This is a genomic window from Reyranella sp. (genome assembly GCF_052439685.1).
Lineage (GTDB): Bacteria > Pseudomonadota > Alphaproteobacteria > Reyranellales > Reyranellaceae > Reyranella.
The window spans coordinates 130,540-152,438 of record NZ_JBQVQG010000011.1; the positions used below are offsets into that span (position 1 = coordinate 130,540).

The following is a 21,899-nucleotide window of genomic DNA, read 5'->3' on the forward strand; positions in this document are numbered from 1 at the left end:
GCCTATCATGCGTCCGGCAAAAGGAAACGAACGGGAGAAATGAATGCAGCTCGGCATGATCGGCCTGGGACGGATGGGCGCCAACCTCGTGCGCCGGCTGGTGCAGCAGGGCCATGACTGTGTCGTCTTCGACCAAAATCCGGAAGTGGTCGCGGGCCTCGCCGGACAAGGCATCACCGGCGGCGCCAATCTCGCCGACCTGGTTGCCAAGATGGCCAAGCCGCGTAACGTCTGGGTCATGCTACCGGCCGGCGAAATCACCGAGCGGACCGTGTCCGAGCTTGGCCAGCTGCTGGAACCCGGCGACACGATCATCGACGGGGGCAATGCCTTCTTCCAGGACGACGTGCGGCGCGCCCGCGCGATGAAGGACAAGGGCATCCACTATCTCGACTGCGGCACCAGCGGCGGCGTCTGGGGCCTGGAGCGCGGCTACTGCCTCATGATCGGCGGCGACAAACAGGCCGTCGAGCGACTGGACCCGATCTTCGCCGCGCTCAGCCCCGGCGAAGGCACCATCCCAAAGACGCCGCGCCGAGAGGCCCGCGATTCCCGGGTCGAGCGCGGCTACCTCCATTGCGGTCCGAGCGGCGCCGGCCACTTCGTGAAGATGGTCCACAATGGCATCGAGTACGGGCTGATGCAGGCCTACGCCGAGGGCTTCGAGATCCTGCGCAAGGTCTCCTCGGAAGCGATACCGGCGGAGCGGCGCTACGATCTCGACCTCGCCGACATCGCCGAGGTCTGGCGGCGCGGCAGCGTCGTCAGCTCCTGGCTGCTCGACCTCACCTCCTCGGCGCTGGCCGAGGACCCTGCCCTCTCCAGATATTCGGGCTTCGTCGAGGATTCCGGCGAAGGACGCTGGACGATCAATGCCGCCATCGAGGAGGCCGTGCCGGCCGACGTCCTGTCCGCCGCGCTCTACGCCCGCTTCCGTTCCCGAGACCGCGAGGGGACGGCGAACAAGTTGCTGTCGGCCATGCGCCACGCCTTCGGCGGGCACGTCGAGCCGAAGAAGTAGGTCAGATAAACGACAAGCCACCGCTCAGGGCGACGGTCTGGCCGGTCATGTAGGCGTTGCCGATCACCATCAGAACGGCCTGGGCGCATTCCTCCGAGGTGCCGAAGCGGCCGAGCGGGATGCGGTCCGGCGATGAGGCGAGGCCGCCGCGGACCATGTCGGTCTCGATCAGCGACGGCGCCACGGCATTGACGGTGACGCCATCCTTCACGACCCGCGCGGCGTAGCCGCGGGTGAGGCCTTCCATGCCAGCCTTGGAGGCGTTGTAGTGCGGGCCAATGCCGCCGGCCCCGCGCGCCGCGCCCGAGGAGATGTTGACGATGCGGCCCCATTTGCGGGCACGCATGCCTGGCAGCACGGCCTTGGTGCAGAGGAACGCCGACTTCAGGTTGACCGCGATCGTGCGGTCGAATTCCTCCTCGGTGAGATCGTCGATGCCGGTCATGATCGCCAGCCCGGCATTGTTCACCAGCACGTCGACCGGCCCCAGCGCGCGACCCACGGCCGAGATCATGGATGCAACCGCCGCACCGTCCGACACATCGGCCGCGACGGCCACCGCCGCACCGCCGGCCTTCTTGATGGCCGCCACCACCTCCTCTGCGTCGGCGGCGCGCTCCCGGTAATTGACGGCGACGGCGGCGCCTTCCAGGGCAAGCGAAAGGGCCACTGCACGCCCGATGCCGCGCGAGGCGCCGGTCACCAGAGCAACCTTGTTGGCGAGAGACCCCATCTCAGATCTCGTCGACGCCGAAGGCCTGACGCATCGCCTTCACGCCTTCCTGGTGCGGCGTCCACAGGCGGCCGCCGACCAGCCCGCCATCGACCACCAGGTCGTGCCCGTTGATGAAGGTCGAGTCGTCCGAGGCCAGGAAGACCGCGGCCTTGGCGATGTCGTCGACCAGGCCGGCGCGCGGGATCGGTTGGTTCTTGGCCATGCTGGCCTTCATCGCCTCGGCATAGGCATCGGCCTTGTCCGGCGGCAGGCCCAGCGCCTTGGCGAAGATGCCAGTGGCAATGCCGCCGGGCGAGATCGAGTTCACCCGCACGTTCTTCTCACCGAGCTGCATGGCAACGCACACCGTGAGGTGGTTCACCGCCGCCTTGGCCGCCCCGTAGATCATAGAGGTCGAGTAGCCCGCCCGGCGCCCCGCCACGCTGCCATTGTTGATGATGCTGCCGGAACCCTGCGCCATCATGAGCGGCGCAGCGTGCTTCATGCCCAGCATGACCGACCGGACGAGGGTCGCCATCGCCGCGTCGAAGCCATCGACCGGGACCGTCTCGATGCCGCCCACCGGCGCCGGTCCGCCGGCATTGTTGAACAGGCAGTCGACCCGCCCCCACTTCGACAGGCAGGCGTCGAACATGCGCTTCACATCGTCCTCGCGCGTCGCATCCGCCGTCACGAAGATACAGTTGTCAGTCCCGAGGGCGGCCTCCAGCGTACGGCCGAGTTCCTCGCGCCGCCCCGTGGCGACCACCTTGGCCCCCTCCTGGACGAACAGTTCGACGGTGCGCCGTCCGATGCCGCTGGTCGCCCCCGTGACGATGGTGATCTTGCCCTCGAGCCTGCCCATGCTTCTCTCCCCTTTGCCGGTCTGGAATGATACACCACCGCCAACCAGGAGAAGCATATGACGGTGTTGGGAATTCTCGGTGGCAGCGGCGTCTACGACATGGCCGGTCTCAAGAACCCGGAATGGCGCCGGATCTCTTCGCCGTTCGGCGAGACATCCGACGAGTTCCTGTTCGGCGTCCTCGACGGCCTGAACGTCGTCTTCGTCCCCCGCCATGGCCGCGGCCATCGTCATTCCCCGAGCTCGATCAACTACCGCGCCAACATCGATGCCCTGAAGCGGGTCGGCGTCACCGACATCCTGTCGCTCTCGGCCTGCGGCTCGCTGCGCGAGGATCTGCCGCCCGGGCACTTCGTCATCGTCGACCAGTTCATCGACCGTACCTTCGCCCGCGAGAAGAGCTTCTTCGGCGAGGGCCTCGTCGCCCACGTCTCGATGGCGCAGCCGACCTGCAACCGGCTGGCCGACGTCGCGCACGAATGCGCGCAGAAGGCCGGGTTCCCCGTCCGCAAGGGTGGTACCTACCTGGCGATGGAAGGGCCGCAGTTTTCGAGCCTCGCGGAATCGAAGCTCTACCGGAGCTGGGGCTGCGACGTGATCGGCATGACCAACATGCCGGAGGCCAAGCTCGCCCGCGAGGCAGAGATTTGCTACGTCACCGTCGCCATGGTCACGGACTTCGACTGCTGGCATCCCGACCATGACCATGTCCAGGTCGCCGACATCGTCCGCGTGCTGCTCGAGAATGCCGAGAGGGCCAAGGCGCTGGTCGCCATGATCGCGCCGCGCCTCAAGGAGTCGCGCCCGACGCCCTGCCCGTCCGGCTGCGACCGTGCGCTCGAACATGCGCTCATCACCTCGCCCGCCGTCCGTTCGGCGGAGATGGTGGCCAAGCTCGATGCCGTCGCGGGCCGCGTGCTGAAGGGATAGCGATCACCCTGCGCGGCGGGGCGCGCCCATGAGTCGCGAAATCTCGTCCGCCGCCGCCGTCAATCGCGGGATGTAGCGGTTCATCACCTCGGGCTGGAGCCGCTCCACGGGCACCGTCAGCCCGAGCGCCGCTGCCGGACGTCCGGCATGGTCGTAGACCACTGCGGCCGCGCCGCCCACCTGCTCACGCCACTCGCCGACATTCGTCGAGTAGCCGTCGCGCCTGATCTTCTCCAGCGCCGCGAGCAGATCGTCCCGACGATGGAGCGTGTGAGGGGTGAAACGCTGCAGCTCCTCGGGCAACGTCCGCAGAGCCTCGGGCGCCTGCACCGACAGCAGCGCCTTGCCGGTGGCTACGCAGTGCGCGGGCGTGCGCTGGCCGATCCGGGAGTAGGCTCGCACCGGCTGGGTGCTCTCGACATTGTGAATCGACACGACCTCGCAGGCCGCCATGTCGAGCACCGAGAGATGCGCCGTCTCGTCGACCTCGGCGACGAGACGCTGCATCACGGGGACAGCGACCGTCGCGACGTCGAGCCGGCTGACGACCATCGCGCCCAGTTCCCACAGCCGGGTCGTCACGGTGTAACGCTGGTCGACCTGCATGACGTAGCCGCGCCCGGCCAGCGTCTGCAGCAGGCGATGCACGTTGCTCTTCGACAGGCCGAGCCTCGTCGCAAGTTCGGTGACACCAAGCGGCGTTGCGCTGGACGCCAGCGTCTCCAGCACCGTCAATGCCTTGACGACCGTCGTGTCCATGCCCGCCGTCAGTCTAGCGAGATGTTCAGCGAGCGCACCAGCGGCTCCCACATCGCGCGGTCCTTCGCCATGTACTTCTCGGCCGATCCCGGCTCCTGCGGGCCCGGGATCACGATCGCGAGCGGTCCGAAGCGCGCCTGCAGCACACCAGATGCCAGGATCTTGTTGATGGCGGCCTCGATCCGAGCGACCACGGCAGCGGGCGTCGCCTTGGGGACCGCGAGAGCATACCAGCCCAGCGCCTCGAAGCCGGGATAGCCACTTTCGGCCACTGTCGGGATCGACGGGGCGACGGCCAGCCGCTTGGCGCTGGTGATTGCAAGCGGCACGACCGATTTCTGCGCAATGTGCGGAAGGGCACCGGAAATCACCTCCGAAAACATCTGAACCTCATCGGCCAGAAGGGCACGCATCGCGCCCGCGCTTCCCGGGTACGGTACGTGTGTGATCCTGATGCCGGCGCGCTGGGCGAACAGCTCGGCCGCGAGATGCAGTGAGGAGCCGAGGCCCGACGAGGAATAGTTCACCTTACCCGGATTGGCCTTGGCGTAGGCCACGAACTCCGACAGCGTGCGGGCCGGGAACTTAGGATTGACGATGAACACCACCGGAACCTCGGCGATGATCGATACCATCTTGAAGTCGCGGTCGGTGTCGTAGACCAGGCCCTTCTTGAGCAGCGGATTGAGCGTGTAGGTCGTGCCCGTGCCCAGCAGCATCGTATAGCCGTCGGCCGGCGCATTGGCCGCCGCCGTCGCGCCGATCGCGGTGGCAGCGCCACCCTTGTTGTCCACGATCACCGGCTGGCCCAGTTCCTTCGCCAGCGGCTCCGCAAGTACCCGCGCCAGCAGGTCGTTCGTCGCGCCCGGCGGATAAGGCACGATCAGCTTGATCGGCTTGTCCGGATATTGCTGCGCCGATGCCACGCCGGCGAAGCCAAGTGAAAGGGCCACGGTGCCCGCGAGAGCGACGCAAAACTTCTTCCTGAACACATTTCCTCCTGTTTGATTGCTCTTGATTGCTTGTCAGGCGGATCAGGCAGCCGCCGCGATCTCGCGGTCGATTTCGAGTGCCCCCGCCTTCAGCCGAGGGATCAATTCGCGGCCGAATTCCGACACGTCACCCAGCGGGTCGAAGCCGCGGATCAGGAACGAAGCCACGCCCAGCCGGTAGTACTCGAGCATCGCCTGCGCGACCTGCTCCGGCGTGCCGACGAGGCACGACGTGTTGCCCTTGCCTGCGGCGGCGCCCGCCACGGGCATCCAGAGCCTTTCATCATGCACGTCGCCCCGCTTGGCCAACTCGACCAACCGCTCGGCCGACTTGTCCTGCGCCTTCGTCGGCATCGTCCCGCTGGACTTTAGATCGTCGAGAATCTTCTTCGCTTTGTCCCATGCCTTGCCTTCGGTCTCGGCGATGATGGGGCGGAACGAGACATTGAAGCGCGGGGTCCGTCCGAACGGCTGCGTCATACGGCGGAACTCGGCAATGCGCTCGCCCGTCTCCGCCAGCGGTTCACCGAACATGGCGAAGGTGTCGCAATGCTGCGCGCCCATTTCCATTGCGCCCGGTGATGAACCACCAAAGAAAAGTGGCGGGTGCGGCTGCTGGAAAGGCCGTGCCTCGGAGAAGACGTCCCTGAACCGGTAGAACCTGCCCTCGTAGTCGAAGGGCTTGGTCGAGGTCCAAACCTTGCGCATCACGTCGAGATACTCGGCGGCGCGCACGTAGCGCTCTTCCTTCGGCGAAAAGTCGCCTTCACGCTGCTGATCGGCATCGCTGTTGCCGACGATGATGTGGAGGGCGAGGCGACCGCCGGAGAGTTGATCCATCGTTGCCGCCGCCCGGGCTGCTAGCGTCGGCGACACGACGCCTGGCCGGTGGGCGATCAGGTAGCGAAGCTTTTCCGTATGGGCCGCCGCATAGGTCGCGACAGTGAAACCCTCGGCGGACGAGGCGTAGTAGCCGACCAGCACATAGTCGAAGCCCGCCGTTTCGTGGGTTTGCGCGAATTCGCGGAGGAATGAAGGCGAGATCCCGCCAGCGATCACATGCAAGGCAGTTCCCTGCGGCGGTGCCACGCCGATCATCCCGATGACATTGACGGGCATCAGTCCATTCCCTATGTTCTATATATTGGAACAGTGTTCCAATATACTCACGGGCGTGAAGTTTGCTGTCAAGGCGAAGGCCCCGCCAAGTATAAGGACCGCCCATGACCCAAGCCCTCCCCTCCCTTGAAACCCTCCGCGACGTCTGCACCACCATTGCCGAAGAGGCCGCGCAGGAGATCATGCGCATCTATGCCGGCGATCATGGCGTCCGCGACAAGGATGACCGCAGCCCCGTCACCGATGCCGACCATGCCGCCGAAGCGGTCATCCTGGCAGGCCTCCGAAAACTGACACCGGGCCTGGTGATCATTGCCGAGGAGGAGATGGCGGCGGGCCGCGTCCCGACGCTCGACGACGGCCGCCCCTTCTGGCTGGTCGACCCGCTCGACGGCACCAAGGAATTCATCAAGAAGAACGGCGAGTTCACGGTAAACATCGCCCTCGTCGAGAACGGCCGTCCGGCCCTCGGGATCGTGCTGGCGCCAGCCACCGAAACCCTGTGGCGCGGTGCCAAGGGGTTTGGTGCCGACAGGCGCGAGGGCAAGGGCCCCTTCACGCCGATACGGACGCGCACCCCGCCGACGGGGGGTCTCACCGCCTGCGCGAGCCGCAGCCACGGCACCTTCAACGACCTCGACATCTGGTTCCGCAACAACAACCTCACCGTCGCCGACCGCGTCCAGGCTGGCTCGTCGCTGAAGTTCTGCCTGATCGCCGAAGGCCAGGCCGACATCTACCCGCGGTTCGGACCGACCATGGAGTGGGACACCGGCGCGGCCCAGGGCGTGCTCGAGGCCGCCGGCGGCGAGGTGGTCACCGTCGACGGCAAGCCCCTGCTGTACGGCAAGCCGCGTTTCGCCAACCCCCACTTCATCGCCCGCAGCCTGGCGGCGCGATGAACGTGATCGAGGCGACGGAGCAGTCCATTGCTGACGCCGCCCGCACACTGCGGGAAGGCGGGCTCGTCGCCTTTCCGACCGAGACCGTCTACGGGCTGGGCGGCGACGCCACCAACGAGCGCGCGGTGGCAGCGATCTTCGAGGCCAAGGGCCGGCCGCAATTCAACCCGCTGATCAGCCACGTCCTCGATGCCCCAGCCGCCCGCGAATTCGTGCGCTGGAACGACACGGCGGAGAAGCTCGCCGCCACCTTCTGGCCGGGTCCGCTCACCCTTGTCCTGCCCCGCGCCGAAGGATCGCCGATCGCGCTTCTGGCAACCGCCGGACTCGACACGGTGGCGATCCGCGCGCCCTCGCACCCGATCGCCCAGGCCCTCATCCGCGCCGCCGGCCGGCCGATCGCCGCCCCGTCCGCCAACCGCAGCGGCGAGGTCAGCCCGACGCGTCCCGAGCATGTCGCGCAGTCTCTGGGAGCGCGCGCGCCGATGATCCTCGATGGCGGCGCCTGTCTCGTCGGCGTCGAATCCACGGTCCTCGATCTCTCGAGCGACACGCCCATCCTGCTGCGTCCCGGCGGCGCTACCCGCGAGGCGATCGAAGCCGTGATCGGCCTCATTGCGCTCAGCGACGCCATCCCGACCGGGGACGCGGCCCGCACGTCGCCCGGCCAGCTCCACAGTCACTACGCCCCGTCGCGTCCCGTACGGTTGGAGGCCACGTCGGTGTCGCCCGACGAGGGGTTGCTCGCGTTCGGCGACACCGTGCCCGCGGGCGCCATGCTCACGATGAATCTCAGCCCGTCCGGAAATCTCGGCGAGGCCGCCGCCAACCTGTTCGCCATGATGCGGTCGCTCGACCGCCCGGGCATCGGCCGCATCGCCGTCATGCCCATTCCGCAGACCGGCCTCGGCCTCGCGATCAACGACCGGCTCCGTCGCGCCGCCGCGGATGACGACTCCAACAGGCAGCGCTAGTCTGCCGTCAAAGAGAGGAAACGATGCCTGATACCGCCCTCATGCCGACCATTCCCATGGCTCCCGTCACACCGGCGATTCTCGACGCCCTGCGCGCCATCGTGGGCGACAAGGGCCTGATCGCCGACGATCAAGGCAAGCAGCCCTTCGTCACCGACTGGCGCGGCTCGATCGTGGGCAACGCGGCGGTCGTGGTCCGCCCGGCCAACGTCGAGGAAGTCTCGAAGGTGGTGAAGCTCTGCTACGACAACGGCATCGCCATCGTGCCCCAGGCCGGCAATACCGGCCTGATGGGCGGCGCGACGCCTTGGCCCACGCACACCGGCATCGTCCTGTCGGTCGGCCGCATGAACAAGGTGCTGAACGTCGATCCGGTCGGCTACTCGATGACGGTCGAGGCGGGCTGCGTGCTGCAGACGCTGCAGGAGACGGCGGCCAGCCACGACCGCTTCTTCCCGCTGTTCCTGGGCGCCCAGGGCTCCTGCATGATCGGCGGCAATCTCTCGACCAACGCCGGCGGCGTCCAGGTTCTGCGCTACGGCAATGCGCGCAATCTCGTCATGGGCCTCGAAGTGGTGCTGCCCAACGGCGACATCTGGAACGGCCTGCGCGCGCTCAAGAAGGACAATACCGGCTACGACCTGAAACACCTGTTCATGGGTGCCGAAGGCACGCTCGGCATCATCACCAAGGCCGTGCTGAAGCTGTGGCCCGCCTCCAAGGACGTGGCCACCGCCTGGCTTGCCATCCGCGATCCGCAGGCGGCGATCGAGATCCTGTCCGAGGCGCACGGTGCCTCCGAGGACAATGTCGGCTCGTGCGAGCTGATGAGCCGGACCTGCACCGACATGGTCCTGCGCAACATTCCCGGCACGCAGGATCCGCTGAAGGCTGACACGCAGTGGTTCCTGCTGCTCGAATGGACGTCGGCACGCCCGAAGGCCGAAGGTGCCGAGGGCATGTCGGAGAAGATGGAGCAGTTCCTCGCCGACCAGATGGAAGCCGGCCGGGTGCTCGATGCCGTGATCGCCCAGAGCGAGGCGCAGGCGCGCAACATGTGGGTGATCCGAGAATCGGTCGCCCCGGCCTCGCGCGCCGAAGGGCCGGGCCTCAGCTACGACATCTCCGTCTCGATCTCCAAGGTGCCGGAGTTCATCGAACGCGGTCTCAAGGCTGCGCTCGACGTGCTGCCCAGCATCCGCCCCTACCCGCTCGGTCACATCGGCGATGGCAACATCCACTTCTCCTTCATGGGCCCGAAGGGCATGGACCGGCCGACGCTCAGCCAGTACTCGCCCGCCATCACCCGTGCGGTGAACGACCTGGTTACGAGCCTCGACGGGTCGATCTCGGCCGAGCACGGCATCGGCATCGACAAGCTCGACGAGCTTGCTCACTACCGCTCGCGGATCGAGCTCGACACGATGCGCACGATCAAGCGGGCGCTCGATCCCAAGAACATCATGAACCCGGGCAAGGTGCTGCGTATCTGATGAGCGACTTCGTCGAAAAACTGCGCGCCATCGTCGGCGACAAAGGCCTGATCGTCGACGAACAAGGCAAGCATCCCTACGTCACCGACTGGCGCGAGAGCTTCGTGGGCCATGCGCTGGCCGTGGTGCGACCGGCCAACACGCAGGAAGTCGCGGACGTCGTGGGGCTCTGCGCGGCGGAGAAGGTCTCCGTGGTGCCGCAGGGTGGCAATACCGGCCTGGTGGGCGGCGGCATCCCGCAGGAGAACGGCCGCGAGATCGTCCTGTCGCTCAACCGCATGAACCGCATCATCGACATCGACCTGATCGGCTATACGATGACGGTCGAGGCGGGTGTCGTCCTGAAGACCATCCAGGAGATGGCGGCGGCGAACGACCGGCTGTTTCCGCTTTCGCTGGCTGCCGAAGGTAGCTGCTCGATCGGCGGCAACCTCTCGACCAATGCCGGCGGCGTGCAGGTCCTGCACTACGGCAATGCCCGCCAGCTCGTGCTTGGCCTGGAGGTCGTGACGCCGCAGGGGGAGATTTGGAACGGGCTGCGGGCGCTCAAGAAGGACAATACCGGCTACGATCTGCGCGACCTCTATCTCGGCGCCGAAGGCACGTTGGGCATCATCACGCGCGCGGTGCTGAAGCTCTGGCCCAAGCCCAAGGACATCGCCACCGCCTGGGTCGCCGTCCCCTCGCCCGAAGCCGCGGTCGCCTTGCTGAGCGGCGCGCATGCCGCCTCCGAAGACAACGTCACGTCCTGTGAGCTCATGGGGCGCCAGGGACTCGACCTCGTGCTGCAGCACATTCCCGGCGCTGCCGATCCTCTGGCCGAGCGCCATGATTGGTACGTGCTGCTCGAATGGTCCTCGACACGCGCGCGTCGCGACGGCGAGAACGCGGGAGGCTTGCGCGAGAAGATGGAAGCCTATCTCGGCGAAGCGATGGAACGGGGCGTGGTTCTCGACGCCACGATCGCCCAGAACGAGGCGCAGGCACGCGCGCTGTGGAGCCTGCGCGAAAACCATACGGAGGCCTCCAAGAAGGAAGGCCCTTCCGTGAAGCACGACATCTCGGTTGCCGTGAGCAAGATCCCTTCCTTCGTCACCGAGGGACTGGCGGCAATGAAGAAGGCGCTCCCGGAAGGCCGGCCGGTGACCTTTGGCCATGTCGGTGACGGCAACCTCCACTTCAACTGTCAGGCGCCGGCCGGCTGGGACAAGGCCCGCTTCACGCCGCACGCCCGAAATGTCACGGCTGCCATCTACGATCTGGTCGTGAGTTATGGTGGATCGATCTCGGCCGAGCACGGCATCGGCCTGCTCAAGGTCGACGAGCTCGCCCACTATCGCAGCCAGGTCGAGATCGACACGATGCGCACGATCAAGCGCGCCCTCGATCCGCAGAACCTGATGAACCCGGGAAAGATCGTCCGGCTCTGAGAGCGCACCACCGGGATGGCGCGCTCCGTGGACGGTGCCATGCCCTATTACGGCGGCGGGCGATCGTTGGTTCGGTCGACGATCTCGTACTGGACGTCGGTCACCTTGCCGTCGTGGTGACGGGCCGGCGGTGCGGGCTCGATGTCCCGGCGAAAGAAACCCAGAATCCAGCGCTTCGCCTTGAAGGCCAGCAGCAGCACCAGCCCGACCGCTGCGACGCCCGCGATCACGGCAAAACCCAGCACCGCCAGCACGACGAAGCCGATCAGCCCCAGGACTGCCTGGATCCAGACGCGGGCCGGCAGGCGCGACAGGAGTTCGAGAAACTGCTTGCCGTTCATGTCGCCCAGCGCTTCTCGAAGTCCCAGACCTCGGGGAAGCCCATCAGGCCGTGAATGTCCTGATATTGCGGCAGCGGGTCGCCCACGCTGGTGCCGCTGTCCTTGAGGTGCGCGAACGACCGCCTCATCGCCTCGGCGGCAACGCTCAGACCCAGCACCGGATAGATCGCGAGATCGAAGCCCCACTTCTTCAGCCTGTCGACCTCGGCCCGCGGCGTCTTGCCGAACTCCACCAGGTTGGCGAGCAGCGGCTTGCTGACCTCACGGCCGATGCGCTCCAGCTCCGCCTCGCTCTCGGGCGATTCGACGAAGATGATGTCGGCCCCGGCTTCCTCATAGAGCCGGGCACGCCGCAGCGCCTCGTCGAGACCATGTGCCGTACGCGCATCCGTGCGCGCCACGATCAGCGTCTCCTCGTGGCGGCGTGCCTCTGCCGCCACTCTGATCTTGAGCGCCATGTCTTCAGCCGGCACCACGCGCCGTCCCGGCGTATGGCCGCACTTCTTGGGCATCTCCTGGTCTTCGATCTGGATCGCGGCGACGCCGGCCGCTTCGTAGCCGCGGATCGTGCGTTGGACGTTCAGCAGCCCGCCATAGCCGGTATCGGCGTCGGCAATGAGTGGCGTCTCGACCACCGAGCAGATCATCTCGACGCGGCCCAGCATGTCGGAATAGGTCGCAAGGCCCGCATCGGGCAGGCCCAACATCGAGGCCGTCGCGCCGTAGCCCGTCATGTAGAGCGCGGGAAAGCCCATACGGTCCGCGACCCGCGCGGAAATACCGTCGTAGACGCCCGGCGCCAGGATGAACTCCCTCCGAGCCAGAAGATCCCGCAGTTTCGCTGCCTGTGGATTGCCTGCCATGTCTCTCTCCTCGCCCAGGAAAATGACCGAGTTGTGTCGATCCGGCCAGCCTTCCCCAAACGAAAACGGCCGGCGGTCAGGAACCGCCGGCCGTTCACCGAAATGTCGGCGGATCAGACGGAGACGGGCTTCAGCTCCTGCGAGCCGGCCGCCTTGCAGAAGGTCGTGGTCTCGGTCGTGGTCTGGCCGTTCTTGGTGGCAGTCAGTTCGATCGGGCGGCAGGTGCTACCGTCGGCGCGGCTGGACGCCGGCGCGACCGGCTTGGCGCTCACGACGGTCGGCGGCGCCGTCGTCGCGGCCGACGAAGAGGTCTTGGTCGGCTCGACCGTGTAGGTGGTCGGCACGTTGTTCTCGGCGACGAACGCATACTGCGTGGCTTCGGCGAGACGGCGGCGTTCCTGATCGTCGAGCGCGCGACCGACGAGATTGCCGGCCAGGCCACCCACCAGTGCACCACCGACTACACCGCCGACCGACCCGAAGGCCAAGCCGCCGACGACGCCGCCCAGTGCGGCCCCCATGACTGTACCTGTCGTCTGGTTGTTCGGCTGGCCGCGATCGTCCGTGCAGGCGGCCACGAGCCCGAGGGCCGCGACAACGCCCACGATCCGGACGACGATCTTCCTGCCGAAGAAGAAGGCTGTGTCAGCAGTCACTGCAGTCATCTGGTGCATCTCCTCTTGTATTCAGGAACGTTCACTCTACTCCAGAGATACTGCTTGCTGCCACGAGCATCGTCCTCCGCATCCGCATAGGAGCGGGGGGCATCGCACGAGGCCAGCAGCAGGCCGGTCCGGACCAGAACCAGCGCGAGATCGTCGCGATCCGAGTCTGGAATGTCGACGAGCGGATCCTTGGAGTTTCTTTTGGTGATCAGGCAGCGATAGAGGGGCGTGCCATCGGTCAACCGATCGGTTTGGCGGCAGCGCAGGTTGCGCGGCTGCGCCGCCAGCGCGTCGGCCGCGAGCTTGTGCAGCGCAGGATCGTCGACACTGTCGACGCCCTGCAGTCTGATCTCGGTCGGCCGGTCCTTGAGACCGATCAGCATCAGCGTCTTGCCGAAATGGTCGAAGTTGCCGGCGACGAACTCGATGGCCTTGCGTGCCTCCTCGATCGCCTTCTGCCGGGCCGCCACTTCCTCGGCGGCCTTGCGCTGGGCTTCCTCTTCGGCGCGCTTCTTTTCGGCGATCTCCGCCTCGACCTTGCGGCGCGTGTCTTCCTCGAATTGCCGGCGGGCCGCTTCGGCCTGGGCTTCGAGATCGGCCTTCGCCTTGGCGTCCTGCGCGGCCTTGGCCCTGGCCTCCTGGTCGGCCTTCGACTTGGCTTCCTGGTCGGCCTTCTCAGCGCGCAGACGGTCGGCTTCCTCTGCCGCCTTGCGCCGTGCCTCCTCGGCGGCATCGGCCGCGGCGCGCGCCTTCACCATTTCCGGGTCGGGCCCACGCGTGGCCATCGCATAGTAGCCACCGCCCCCGACCGCCAGTAACACGACGGCCGCCACGCCAGCCCACAGACCGGCTCGTGATTTTGCTGCCGGAGGGGGCGCCAGGGTCGACGCAGTCGTCGTCGCAGGTCCGAGAACGGACTTGCGCTCGGTCGGCACGTCTTCGCGCTTGCCCATCACCATGGTGGCGTTCGGCTCCGGCGCCGCCGTCATGCCGAGGATGGGCCGCCAGCCGGCAATCGACTGCGGACGGTCGCGCGCGGCCACCGTGAGACCGGCATCAACGCCGGCCAGCACGCCCGGCGCGAATCCCTGCGGCGCCAGTTTGCCGAGCGGCTCGTAACCGTCGTCCAGCATGCGGTCGAAGGCATTGGGCGGCGCCTTGCCGACGATGGCGTGATAGATCGTGGCGGCAAGGCCGTAGATGTCGGTCCACGGCCCCTGCTTCGCCGACGTCATCTGTTCGGCCGCGGCATAGCCCGGCGTGAAGATCGCCGTCATTGCCGCCGTCCGGCCGACCATTGCCGCGCGCGACGCACCGAAATCAATCAGGGTCGGATTGCCGGCGGCATCGAGCAGGATGTTCGCCGGCTTGATGTCGCGATGCAGGAAGCCCGCGGCGTGCACCTGCTCGAGCCCGTCCAGCAGCGGCCACAGGATGCGGTCGACCTCCTCGGGCGTCAGCTTGCCGCCGGTGTTGATGCGCTCCTCGAGCGTCATGCCGCTCAGGAGCTCCATGACGATGTAGGCCGTGCCATTGGCTTCGAGGAAGTCGAAGACCTGCACGATCGCCGGCACGCGATGGAGGCTGGCGAGCGTGCGGCCTTCGGTGACGAAGCGGTCGCGCCCCCAGCCGAAATCGTCGGCCATCTTGGTCGTGCGCGGCAGCACCGTGGAGCCGTCCTGGCGCACCGCCAGCGCCGACGGGAGGTACTCCTTGATCGCGACCTCGCGACCGAGCTGCACGTCACGGGCGCGATAGGTGATCCCGAACCCGCCCTGCCCCAGCACCGACACGATCTCGTACCGGCCGATCAGCTGTCCCGCCTTGAGCGAGACATAGTCGACCTCGGGCGGCGTGGCGCCGGAAAGAGTCGTGGGCTCGTTCATGGGCGGACCACGCCGCTAGGTGTGATGGACGACCAGCTCGACATCGCCGAGCCGCAACTTCGATCCCGCCTGCAGGGCCGTCGGCGCGCCTGCCTTGAGGACGGTGCCGTTGACGGCGGTCCCGTTGGTCGAGCCGAGATCCTCGACCTGCAGCGCCTCGCCGGCGACACTGAGTTTGGCATGCCGCCGTGACACGGTCGGATGCGGTACAACCAGTTCGCACTGGTCGGCGGCGCGGCCGATGCACATGCCTTGCGACTGGCCGACCAGCTTATCCATTGACACTTCGAACGCGTGCTTGCGGCCGGCCGAATCCGGCCCCTCAAAGCGCAAGGTGATCTGCGGAACCATCCGCGTCGTCGTACCGGGAGACATGAGCTTCGCCGGACGCACGTGGAACACCTGCACCGAGCGGCTGACATTCTTCAGCTGATGCTCGCCGCCATCGTGAAACGCGTACTCGGTGCGCAACTCGACGAGGTCGCGGACGGCGCGCGAGACCGCGATGCCACCAGGTTCCGCCAGAGTCTGAATGCGCGCCGCCAAGTTTACACCGTCGCCGAAGATGTTCTGGTCCTCGTCGTCGATGATGACTTCGCCGAGATGGACGCCGACGCGGAACAGCATGCGCTGCTCCTCGCTGAGCAATTCGTTGAAGCGCGCCATGCGCTCCTGAATATCGATGGCCGCCGCGACCGCCGAGACGGCCGAGCCGAACTCCGCCAGCATGGCATCGCCTGCCGTACCGACGAGCCGGCCGCGCCCGGCATCGATCGCCGGCCGCCAGACTTCGATCTGGGCCGACTTGAGATGGCGGAACGTGCGGGTCTCGGCGCCCTCCATCATCCGGGTAAATCCGGCGAGGTCGGCATGGACGATGGCAGCTAGACGGCGTTGCATGGTCTCTTCGCTTCAGCGGCCGTATCCCAATCTGCGGCCCAGGGGCAAGATACCCTGCCCGGCAGCTTTCGGCACGACCTCAGATACTGCCCGCATCCTGCACTGAATCGCGGCAATCTTGGGACAACCGGCACGATCATGCGCCGGCACCGGGCTTCAGCGGCCCTTGAAGGCCGGGGTGCGCCGCTCGCCAAGTGCCGCCAGCCCCTCCTTGAGATCCTCGGAGGTCGCGCAGGCCCGCTGGGTCTGGCGGATCGAGGGCATGTCGGGCGCCGCCTGGGCGAACTGCTCGATGGCGCGCTTCATGCCCGACATCGAGAGCGGCGCCAGTCCCGCCAGCCGCGCGGCCTTCTCGGCAACCTTGTCCCTGAACTCCGCGCGCTCGACCAGCCAGTCGAGATAGCCGACCGCCAGCAACTCGGTGTCGTGGAAATCCTCCGACAGCAGGAAGGCACGCTTGGCGAAGCTCGGGCTCACCTTCTGGGTGTAGCGACGCAAGCCGCTTGGGTAATAGTGCAGGCCGAAGCGCGCCGCCGGCATGAAGAAGCGCATGCCTCTGACGCCGAGGCGGAAGTCGCAGGCCAGTGCCAGGTCGGTGGCCCCGCCATAGACTCCGCCATTCAGGGCGCACAGGGTCGGCATACGCATCGCCTCGATGCGGTCCATGACGACTTCGAAGGTGTTGTCGCCACCCTCGTCCTTCCGCTCGCCAGCCGGGATCGAGCCGAGGTCGTAGCCGGAGCAGAAAGTCTTGTCGCCGGCACCGGTGATCACCGTGACGCGGACGGCGGGATCGGCATCGGCCGTCTCGACGGCTTCGCGCAGCAGCTTCAGCCCCGCGGGATTGAGGCGATTGTGCTTCGCTGGATCGTTCAGCGTGATGGTGGCGATGGGGCCGTCGACCGACAGCAGGACTGTGTTTGTCATTTGGTGGCCAAAATAGCCGAGCCGGTCGCCAAAAGCGACCGAGCGCGGCATATTGCGGACCGGAGGAATTCACATGACTTACACTGCCCCGCTGGCCGATATGCGTTTCGCCCTGCGCGAAGTGGCCGGCCTTTCCGGCGTCGCCGTCCTGCCCGGTTACGAGCATGCGACCGACGACACGATCGACGCGGTGCTCGAGGAAGCCGGGAAGCTGGCCGGCAACGGCCTCGCCCCGCTGAACCGTGAGGGCGACAAGGTCGGCGCCAAGCTCGAGAACGGCGTGGTCCGCACCGCGCCGGGCTTCGCGGCCATCTACAAGGAGTTCGTGGAAGGCGGCTGGAATTCCCTGCCCTTCGATCCGGAGTTCGGTGGCCAGGGCATGCCTTGGCTGCTGGCGACCGCCGTGCAGGAGATGTGGCAGGCCGCCAACATGGGTTTCGGCCTCGTCCTGCTGCTGAACCAGGGCGCGATCGATGCGATCCACCATCACGGGTCGGATGAGCAGAAGGCGACCTATCTGCCCAAGATGATCTCCGGCGAGTGGACCGGAACCATGAACCTCACCGAGCCCCAGGCCGGCTCCGACCTCGGCCAGCTCAAGAGCCGCGCGGTCAAGAACGGCGACCATTATCTCGTGAGCGGCCAGAAGATATTCATCACCTACGGCGAGCACGACATGGCCGAGAATATCGTCCATCTCGTCCTCGCGCGTACGCCCGACGCACCGGCCGGCGTGCGCGGCATCTCGCTGTTCATCGTTCCGAAATATCTGCCGGGCGCCGACGGCACGCCGGGCAAGCGCAACGACCTGCGCTGCGTGTCGCTTGAGCATAAGCTCGGCATCCATGCGAGCCCGACATGCGTGATGTCGTTCGGCGACGATGGCGGGGCGGTCGGCTATCTCGTCGGCGAGGAAGGCCGCGGCCTCTCCTACATGTTCACCATGATGAACAACGCCCGCCTGTCGGTCGGCATCCAGGGCCTCGCCATCGCCGAGCGCGCCTACCAGCAGGCCGCCGCTTTCGCCCGCACCCGCGTGCAGTCGAAGGACGACGGCAGCGCCGCGCCCGCTTCGGTGTCGATCGTCCATCACGCCGACGTGCGCCGCATGCTCATGACCATGCGCGCCCAGATCGAGGCGATGCGGGCGCTGGGCTACTACACCGCGGCCGGCATCGACGGCGCCTTGAAGCAGCCCGACAAGGCCGCAGGCCGCAAGATCCAGGACCGGGTCGATCTACTGATCCCGATCGTGAAGGCCTGGTTCACCGACCTTGGGAACGAGATCGCCTCGACCGGCGTACAGATCCACGGCGGCATGGGCTTCATCGAGGAAACCGGCGCGGCGCAGCACCTGCGCGACGCCCGCATCCTGCCGATCTACGAGGGCACCAACGGCATCCAGGCGCGCGACCTGGTGGGCCGCAAGGTGGCCAAGGATGGCGGCGAAACCATGCTCGCGCTGGTCGCCGAGATGCGCGCCACGGCCGAAGAGATGAAGGCTGCTCCCGGCGACGATATCGAGGCCATCCGCACCGGCCTCCAAGCCGCAGCCGACGCCTTGGAGGATGCGACGAAGTGGGTCGTCCAGTCGGTCAAGGCGGAGCTGGTGAACGCGCTGGCGGGCTCGGTCCCCTTCCTGCGGTTGGCGGGCACAGCCCTGGGCGGATGGCTGCTGGCCCGCAGTGCGTTGGTGGCTCAGACATGGCTCGGCCAGCGTGACGGCGATCCCGCCTTCCTCGAGGCAAAGCTGGTGACGGCGCGCTTCTATGCCGAGGTCATCCTGCCGCCGGCGCTTGCCCAGCTCGGCCCCCTCAAGTCGGCGGGGCGGACGGTGTTCGCACTCTCGGAAGAGCAGTTCTGAGCGCGCACAGCGCCAGCGCCACTCCGGCGATCAAGAGCGGCGCCCGCATCGACAGCCCGTAGAGGGAAGTGCCGCTCAAGGCACCGGCGATCCAGCCTGCCGCCATGGCTGCGTGCAGTCGGCCCGCGACCAGCCCCTGCCGGCGCTCTCCGCCCAACCGGGCAGCGTCGGTCATCAGGCCCGCCTGCGCCAGCCCGTAGCCGATACCGAGGACGGTGAATGCCACGATCAGCACGTTCGGGCCGCGCGCGACCAGGGCGCCTGCGATGCCGGCCAGGCAGAGGATGAAGCCCAAGGCCATCATGTCCCTCGTATCCGGCGCGAGCGCGCGCACGCCGAAGGCCTGGATCAGGAAAGCCCCGGCGGCAAAGGCCGCAGACGCAAACCCCGTCGCGCGAATCGCCGCTTCTGTCTCGAGTCCGAAGCGGTCCTGGACATAAAAGGCCGTGGTTGCCTGCAGGGCGCCGAAGCCCAGGACCATCACGAAGGCCAGCAGCGCATAGGCCGCAAGGCCGTCCACCGGTGCGGCTTCCGCCTGCGCCGTCGCCGCCGCCCGCGGGCCTTCGCGGACGCCAACCATCGTCAGGGCGGCCAGGGCGGCCAACATCGCGGCGGCGGCGACCGGCCAGGCGAGACCGCGGTTTGCCAGCATCGCCACGAAAGCAGGGCCCAGCACGCTCCCGACACTCACCGCAGCGCCGATCAGGCCGATTCCCGCCTGTCGGCGCTCGCGCGGCGTCGCCTCGACCATCCAGGCAATCGCCGCCGGCTGGATGCCACCGGCGAACAGTCCGTAGACGATGCGCGCAGCCAGTAATCCGAGGAAGGCATACGGCAAGAGCGCAGCGTAGAAGGCCGCGAAGAGCGCGAGCGACAAAGCGGTCGCGACAAGCCCGGCGGCCATGACGGCCGCTCTACCGAAGCGATCCGAGAGGCGTCCCCAGGACGACGCCGTCAGGAAGAACAGCACCCCGGAGGACGCGAAGATCGTCCCGACCTCGAACTCACCGAGGCCGAGTTCGCGACCGAACAGGCCGAGCGTTGCGAATACGGCCCCGTTGGCCATGGTGGCCGTGAAGACGGCGAAGAGGACGATGGCGACTTGCACGCACGCAGCGTCGGCCGAACGCGCACAGCAGGGAAAACACAAATCATTGCCGCGCATTACCGATCGTTGCCGCGTGTTACAGCGTCTTCACCATGAAGACACGCATGTGTGCGTCCAGACCGTGCGAGGGCGGTCCCCGGCGCACGATCTCGAAGCCGCAGATAGAGCCGGATGTTGCCTTCCGCCATCTCCGCTGTCTCCAGTGACAGTTCCCCGAGGTTGTTTGAGCGCGCGATTTCCTCGATCCGATCCAGGAGGAAGCCCCCGATGCCCCTGCCCTGGTGGATCGGCACGACGCCGAGTCGGTCGATGTAGATGCCCTCGCCGCGCCGCTCGGTCACGGCGACGCCTACGGTTTCTTCGTCGTCCAGCGCGAGATAGACGTCGCCGCGCTCGATGGAGCCAGCGAGGAACGCGTAATGATGGGCCGTGATCTCGCGCCCAAGGTCGCGGACATACGGCGAAAATGCCGTCCACAGGATCCGCTCGACATCGTCCCGCTCTACCGGGAGGGCCTTCTTCAGCGTCAAGGTCATGCCGGAAAGCCTACCAAAGAAAAACGCCCGGGGCAGAGCCACCGGGCGTTCTCCAGATCTTCGGAAAGGGGCTCTACGCCGCTTCCTGCTGCTCGGACTTGTCGGCGGACGGACCGCTGTCCTGGCCCTTGGCGGAGGTGTCGCGCTCGACGAACTCGATCACGGCCATCTCGGCGGCGTCGCCGAAGCGGTAGCCCGCCTTGAGGACACGCAGGTAGCCGCCGTTGCGCTTGGAGTAGCGCGGTCCCAGCGTGGTGAACAGCTTGTCGGCAACGTAGGGATCGCGCAGGAAGCCGATCGCCTGACGGCGCGCGTGCAGGCCGCCACGCTTGCCGAGCGTGACCAGCTTCTCGACGATCGGACGCAGGTCCTTCGCCTTGTGCAGCGTTGTCGTGATCTGCTCGTGCTTGATGAGGGCACCGGCAAGATTCATGAACATCGCCTTGCGATGCTCAGCCGTGCGGTGGAACTTCCGGCCGCGATTGTTGTGACGCATGACTTATTTCCTTCTACCGGCCTAGTACGGCTCTTCCAGCCGCTTGGCCATTTCCTCGATGTTGTCCGGCGGCCAGCCCGGGATTTCCATGCCCAGGTGGAGGCCCATGCCGGCCAGCACTTCCTTGATCTCGTTCAGCGACTTGCGGCCAAAGTTCGGCGTGCGCAGCATCTCCGCCTCGGTCTTCTGAACCAGATCGCCGATATAGATGATGTTGTCGTTCTTCAGGCAATTCGCCGAGCGGACGGACAGTTCGAGCTCGTCGACCTTGCGCAGCAGGTTGCGGTTGAACGGGAAGTCGTCCTGCTGCTCTTCCCTGCGGACCTCGCGCGGCTCCTCGAAATTGATGAAGAGCTGTAGCTGGTCCTGCAGGATACGCGCGGCGAGAGCCACGGCGTCGGCCGGCATCGTCGTGCCGTTGGTCTCGACAGTCATCGACAGACGATCGTAGTCGGTGACCTGACCAACGCGGCTGTTCTCGATCTTGTAGGAAACGCGCTTGACCGGGCTGAATACCGAGTCGATCGGAATGAGGCCAATCGGAGCGTCTTCCGGACGGTTCGCCGACGCCGGCACGTAGCCCTTGCCCGTGGCGACCATGAGTTCCATCGAGATCGACGCCCCATCGTCGAGCGTGCAGATCAGATGCTTGGCGTCCATGATCTGAACGTCGCCCGGCAGCTCGATCATGCCGGCGGTGACTTCACCGGGGCCAACGGCGCGCAGATAGAGACGCTGCGGGCGGTCGCCCTGCATCTTCACTGCCATCGCCTTGATGTTCAGGACGATGTCCACCACGTCCTCGCGGACGCCGGGAATCGACGAGAATTCATGCAGCACGTTGTCGATCTTGATCGACGTGACGGCCGCACCCTGGAGAGACGACAACAGGACGCGCCGCAGCGCATTGCCGAGCGTGAGACCGAAGCCGCGCTCGAGCGGCTCGGCGACGATGGTCGCGACGCGACCCGGGTCGACGCCGGCTTCGGTGACAAGCTTCTCCGGCTTGATCAGGTCCTGCCAGTTCTTCTGAAGCACGTGGGCTACCCCTCTAGACCGGTTCGAGCGAGCCCCTTGGGACTCGCCATACATTCCCCATGAGCGGGCGGCGCC

22 protein-coding genes are annotated in these 21,899 nt (G+C 66.8%); 7 read left to right on the forward strand and 15 right to left on the reverse strand.

What is annotated here, in order from left to right:
* Window positions 1-43: 43 nt before the first annotated feature.
* Complete coding sequence (gnd, locus tag ACT6UX_RS16150; protein WP_444776182.1) at window positions 44-1,021, forward strand: phosphogluconate dehydrogenase (NAD(+)-dependent, decarboxylating); 978 nt, start codon at window positions 44-46, stop codon at window positions 1,019-1,021.
* A 1-nt stretch (window position 1,022) separates the two neighbouring features.
* Here the strand turns inward: gnd and ACT6UX_RS16155 are convergent, their stop codons facing one another.
* Both ACT6UX_RS16155 and ACT6UX_RS16160 read right to left on the reverse strand, forming a co-directional pair.
* Window positions 1,023-1,754: an SDR family NAD(P)-dependent oxidoreductase gene (locus tag ACT6UX_RS16155; RefSeq protein WP_444776183.1), complete on the reverse strand. Its 732-nt coding sequence runs from the start codon at window positions 1,752-1,754 to the stop codon at window positions 1,023-1,025.
* A gap of 1 nt (window position 1,755) precedes the next feature.
* Window positions 1,756-2,601, reverse strand: a complete 846-nt coding sequence (locus ACT6UX_RS16160; RefSeq protein WP_444776184.1) for an SDR family NAD(P)-dependent oxidoreductase — start codon at window positions 2,599-2,601, stop codon at window positions 1,756-1,758.
* A 57-nt stretch (window positions 2,602-2,658) separates the two neighbouring features.
* Between ACT6UX_RS16160 and ACT6UX_RS16165 the strand changes: the two genes are divergently transcribed.
* Window positions 2,659-3,531, forward strand: coding sequence for an S-methyl-5'-thioadenosine phosphorylase (locus tag ACT6UX_RS16165; protein WP_444776185.1), 873 nt, complete (start codon window positions 2,659-2,661; stop codon window positions 3,529-3,531).
* 3 nt (window positions 3,532-3,534) lie between these two features.
* On the opposite strand, the gene ACT6UX_RS16170 is transcribed toward ACT6UX_RS16165, so the two are convergent.
* From ACT6UX_RS16170 to ACT6UX_RS16180, 3 genes are read right to left on the reverse strand one after another with little or no spacing between them, the layout of a single operon-like run.
* Window positions 3,535-4,290: an IclR family transcriptional regulator gene (locus tag ACT6UX_RS16170; protein WP_444776186.1), complete on the reverse strand. Its 756-nt coding sequence runs from the start codon at window positions 4,288-4,290 to the stop codon at window positions 3,535-3,537.
* Window positions 4,291-4,298: 8 nt separating this feature from the next.
* Window positions 4,299-5,282, reverse strand: a complete 984-nt coding sequence (locus tag ACT6UX_RS16175; protein WP_444776187.1) for a Bug family tripartite tricarboxylate transporter substrate binding protein — start codon at window positions 5,280-5,282, stop codon at window positions 4,299-4,301.
* Window positions 5,283-5,324: 42 nt separating this feature from the next.
* Window positions 5,325-6,401 carry an LLM class flavin-dependent oxidoreductase gene (locus ACT6UX_RS16180; protein ID WP_444776188.1) on the reverse strand — a complete coding sequence of 359 codons (1,077 nt, stop codon included), beginning with the start codon at window positions 6,399-6,401 and terminating at the stop codon, window positions 5,325-5,327.
* A 104-nt stretch (window positions 6,402-6,505) separates the two neighbouring features.
* Here ACT6UX_RS16180 and cysQ point away from each other — a divergent pair, with 104 nt between their 5' ends.
* The 4 genes from cysQ to ACT6UX_RS16200 are packed head-to-tail and all read left to right on the forward strand — an operon-like array spanning window position 6,506 to window position 11,200.
* Complete coding sequence (cysQ, locus tag ACT6UX_RS16185) at window positions 6,506-7,303, forward strand: 3'(2'),5'-bisphosphate nucleotidase CysQ (RefSeq protein WP_444776189.1); 798 nt, start codon at window positions 6,506-6,508, stop codon at window positions 7,301-7,303.
* Entirely contained in the window at window positions 7,300-8,277 is a 978-nt protein-coding gene (locus ACT6UX_RS16190) for an L-threonylcarbamoyladenylate synthase (protein ID WP_444776190.1), read from the forward strand. The genes cysQ and ACT6UX_RS16190 overlap by 4 nt, the downstream gene beginning before the upstream one ends.
* Before the next feature lie 23 nt (window positions 8,278-8,300).
* Window positions 8,301-9,770 (forward strand): FAD-binding oxidoreductase, encoded by a 1,470-nt coding sequence (locus tag ACT6UX_RS16195; RefSeq protein WP_444776191.1) that lies wholly within the window; start codon window positions 8,301-8,303, stop codon window positions 9,768-9,770.
* Window positions 9,770-11,200: an FAD-binding oxidoreductase gene (locus ACT6UX_RS16200; protein ID WP_444776192.1), complete on the forward strand. Its 1,431-nt coding sequence runs from the start codon at window positions 9,770-9,772 to the stop codon at window positions 11,198-11,200. Before ACT6UX_RS16195 ends, ACT6UX_RS16200 begins: the two co-directional genes overlap by 1 nt.
* Window positions 11,201-11,247: 47 nt before the next feature.
* Here ACT6UX_RS16200 and ACT6UX_RS16205 read toward each other — a convergent pair whose 3' ends face one another.
* The 6 genes from ACT6UX_RS16205 to ACT6UX_RS16230 all read right to left on the reverse strand — a co-directional run bounded on the left by ACT6UX_RS16205 (window position 11,248) and on the right by ACT6UX_RS16230 (window position 16,782).
* Entirely contained in the window at window positions 11,248-11,541 is a 294-nt protein-coding gene (locus ACT6UX_RS16205) for a hypothetical protein (RefSeq protein ID WP_444776193.1), read from the reverse strand.
* On the reverse strand, window positions 11,538-12,404 hold the full coding sequence (locus ACT6UX_RS16210) for an isocitrate lyase/PEP mutase family protein (RefSeq protein WP_444776194.1): 867 nt from the start codon (window positions 12,402-12,404) through the stop codon (window positions 11,538-11,540). The genes ACT6UX_RS16205 and ACT6UX_RS16210 overlap by 4 nt, the downstream gene beginning before the upstream one ends.
* Window positions 12,405-12,517: 113 nt before the next feature.
* A complete protein-coding gene (locus tag ACT6UX_RS16215; RefSeq protein ID WP_444776195.1) occupies window positions 12,518-13,069 on the reverse strand; it encodes a glycine zipper domain-containing protein in 552 nt (183 codons plus the stop codon).
* Window positions 13,066-14,955, reverse strand: coding sequence for a serine/threonine protein kinase (locus tag ACT6UX_RS16220; RefSeq protein WP_444776196.1), 1,890 nt, complete (start codon window positions 14,953-14,955; stop codon window positions 13,066-13,068). The genes ACT6UX_RS16215 and ACT6UX_RS16220 overlap by 4 nt, the downstream gene beginning before the upstream one ends.
* A gap of 15 nt (window positions 14,956-14,970) precedes the next feature.
* Window positions 14,971-15,855, reverse strand: coding sequence for an FHA domain-containing protein (locus tag ACT6UX_RS16225; RefSeq protein ID WP_444776197.1), 885 nt, complete (start codon window positions 15,853-15,855; stop codon window positions 14,971-14,973).
* Window positions 15,856-16,011: 156 nt separating this feature from the next.
* Complete coding sequence (locus tag ACT6UX_RS16230; RefSeq protein WP_444776198.1) at window positions 16,012-16,782, reverse strand: enoyl-CoA hydratase/isomerase family protein; 771 nt, start codon at window positions 16,780-16,782, stop codon at window positions 16,012-16,014.
* A gap of 73 nt (window positions 16,783-16,855) precedes the next feature.
* Between ACT6UX_RS16230 and ACT6UX_RS16235 the strand changes: the two genes are divergently transcribed.
* Complete coding sequence (locus ACT6UX_RS16235; RefSeq protein ID WP_444776199.1) at window positions 16,856-18,646, forward strand: acyl-CoA dehydrogenase; 1,791 nt, start codon at window positions 16,856-16,858, stop codon at window positions 18,644-18,646.
* Here ACT6UX_RS16235 and ACT6UX_RS16240 read toward each other — a convergent pair.
* The 4 genes from ACT6UX_RS16240 to ACT6UX_RS16255 all read right to left on the reverse strand — a co-directional run bounded on the left by ACT6UX_RS16240 (window position 18,597) and on the right by ACT6UX_RS16255 (window position 21,878).
* Window positions 18,597-19,754, reverse strand: coding sequence for an MFS transporter (locus ACT6UX_RS16240; RefSeq protein ID WP_444776200.1), 1,158 nt, complete (start codon window positions 19,752-19,754; stop codon window positions 18,597-18,599). The two genes, ACT6UX_RS16235 and ACT6UX_RS16240, sit on opposite strands and share 50 nt — an antisense overlap.
* Window positions 19,755-19,810: 56 nt before the next feature.
* Window positions 19,811-20,290, reverse strand: a complete 480-nt coding sequence (locus tag ACT6UX_RS16245) for a GNAT family N-acetyltransferase (protein WP_444776201.1) — start codon at window positions 20,288-20,290, stop codon at window positions 19,811-19,813.
* Between the two features lie 73 nt (window positions 20,291-20,363).
* Complete coding sequence (gene rplQ / locus ACT6UX_RS16250) at window positions 20,364-20,786, reverse strand: 50S ribosomal protein L17 (protein ID WP_295135319.1); 423 nt, start codon at window positions 20,784-20,786, stop codon at window positions 20,364-20,366.
* Window positions 20,787-20,807: 21 nt separating this feature from the next.
* On the reverse strand, window positions 20,808-21,878 hold the full coding sequence (locus ACT6UX_RS16255) for a DNA-directed RNA polymerase subunit alpha (RefSeq protein ID WP_444776202.1): 1,071 nt from the start codon (window positions 21,876-21,878) through the stop codon (window positions 20,808-20,810).
* Window positions 21,879-21,899 lie beyond the last annotated feature (21 nt).

What these genes read in the sequence shown, in the direction of transcription:
- ACT6UX_RS16200 (WP_444776192.1), top strand. Translation starts at nt 9,770, where the DNA reads ATGAGCGACTTCGTCGAAAAACTGCGCGCCATCGTCGGCGACAAAGGC.
- rplQ (WP_295135319.1), bottom strand. Translation starts at nt 20,786, where the DNA reads ATGCGTCACAACAATCGCGGCCGGAAGTTCCACCGCACGGCTGAGCAT.
- ACT6UX_RS16225 (WP_444776197.1), bottom strand. Translation starts at nt 15,855, where the DNA reads ATGCAACGCCGTCTAGCTGCCATCGTCCATGCCGACCTCGCCGGATTT.
- ACT6UX_RS16160 (WP_444776184.1), bottom strand. Translation starts at nt 2,601, where the DNA reads ATGGGCAGGCTCGAGGGCAAGATCACCATCGTCACGGGGGCGACCAGC.
- ACT6UX_RS16165 (WP_444776185.1), top strand. Translation starts at nt 2,659, where the DNA reads ATGACGGTGTTGGGAATTCTCGGTGGCAGCGGCGTCTACGACATGGCC.
- ACT6UX_RS16255 (WP_444776202.1), bottom strand. Translation starts at nt 21,878, where the DNA reads ATGTATGGCGAGTCCCAAGGGGCTCGCTCGAACCGGTCTAGAGGGGTA.
- cysQ (WP_444776189.1), top strand. Translation starts at nt 6,506, where the DNA reads ATGACCCAAGCCCTCCCCTCCCTTGAAACCCTCCGCGACGTCTGCACC.
- ACT6UX_RS16215 (WP_444776195.1), bottom strand. Translation starts at nt 13,069, where the DNA reads ATGACTGCAGTGACTGCTGACACAGCCTTCTTCTTCGGCAGGAAGATC.
- ACT6UX_RS16230 (WP_444776198.1), bottom strand. Translation starts at nt 16,782, where the DNA reads ATGACAAACACAGTCCTGCTGTCGGTCGACGGCCCCATCGCCACCATC.
- gnd (WP_444776182.1), top strand. Translation starts at nt 44, where the DNA reads ATGCAGCTCGGCATGATCGGCCTGGGACGGATGGGCGCCAACCTCGTG.
- ACT6UX_RS16195 (WP_444776191.1), top strand. Translation starts at nt 8,301, where the DNA reads ATGCCTGATACCGCCCTCATGCCGACCATTCCCATGGCTCCCGTCACA.
- ACT6UX_RS16155 (WP_444776183.1), bottom strand. Translation starts at nt 1,754, where the DNA reads ATGGGGTCTCTCGCCAACAAGGTTGCTCTGGTGACCGGCGCCTCGCGC.
- ACT6UX_RS16170 (WP_444776186.1), bottom strand. Translation starts at nt 4,290, where the DNA reads ATGGACACGACGGTCGTCAAGGCATTGACGGTGCTGGAGACGCTGGCG.
- ACT6UX_RS16220 (WP_444776196.1), bottom strand. Translation starts at nt 14,955, where the DNA reads ATGAACGAGCCCACGACTCTTTCCGGCGCCACGCCGCCCGAGGTCGAC.
- ACT6UX_RS16205 (WP_444776193.1), bottom strand. Translation starts at nt 11,541, where the DNA reads ATGAACGGCAAGCAGTTTCTCGAACTCCTGTCGCGCCTGCCGGCCCGC.
- ACT6UX_RS16245 (WP_444776201.1), bottom strand. Translation starts at nt 20,290, where the DNA reads ATGACCTTGACGCTGAAGAAGGCCCTCCCGGTAGAGCGGGACGATGTC.
- ACT6UX_RS16210 (WP_444776194.1), bottom strand. Translation starts at nt 12,404, where the DNA reads ATGGCAGGCAATCCACAGGCAGCGAAACTGCGGGATCTTCTGGCTCGG.
- ACT6UX_RS16180 (WP_444776188.1), bottom strand. Translation starts at nt 6,401, where the DNA reads ATGCCCGTCAATGTCATCGGGATGATCGGCGTGGCACCGCCGCAGGGA.
- ACT6UX_RS16235 (WP_444776199.1), top strand. Translation starts at nt 16,856, where the DNA reads ATGACTTACACTGCCCCGCTGGCCGATATGCGTTTCGCCCTGCGCGAA.
- ACT6UX_RS16190 (WP_444776190.1), top strand. Translation starts at nt 7,300, where the DNA reads ATGAACGTGATCGAGGCGACGGAGCAGTCCATTGCTGACGCCGCCCGC.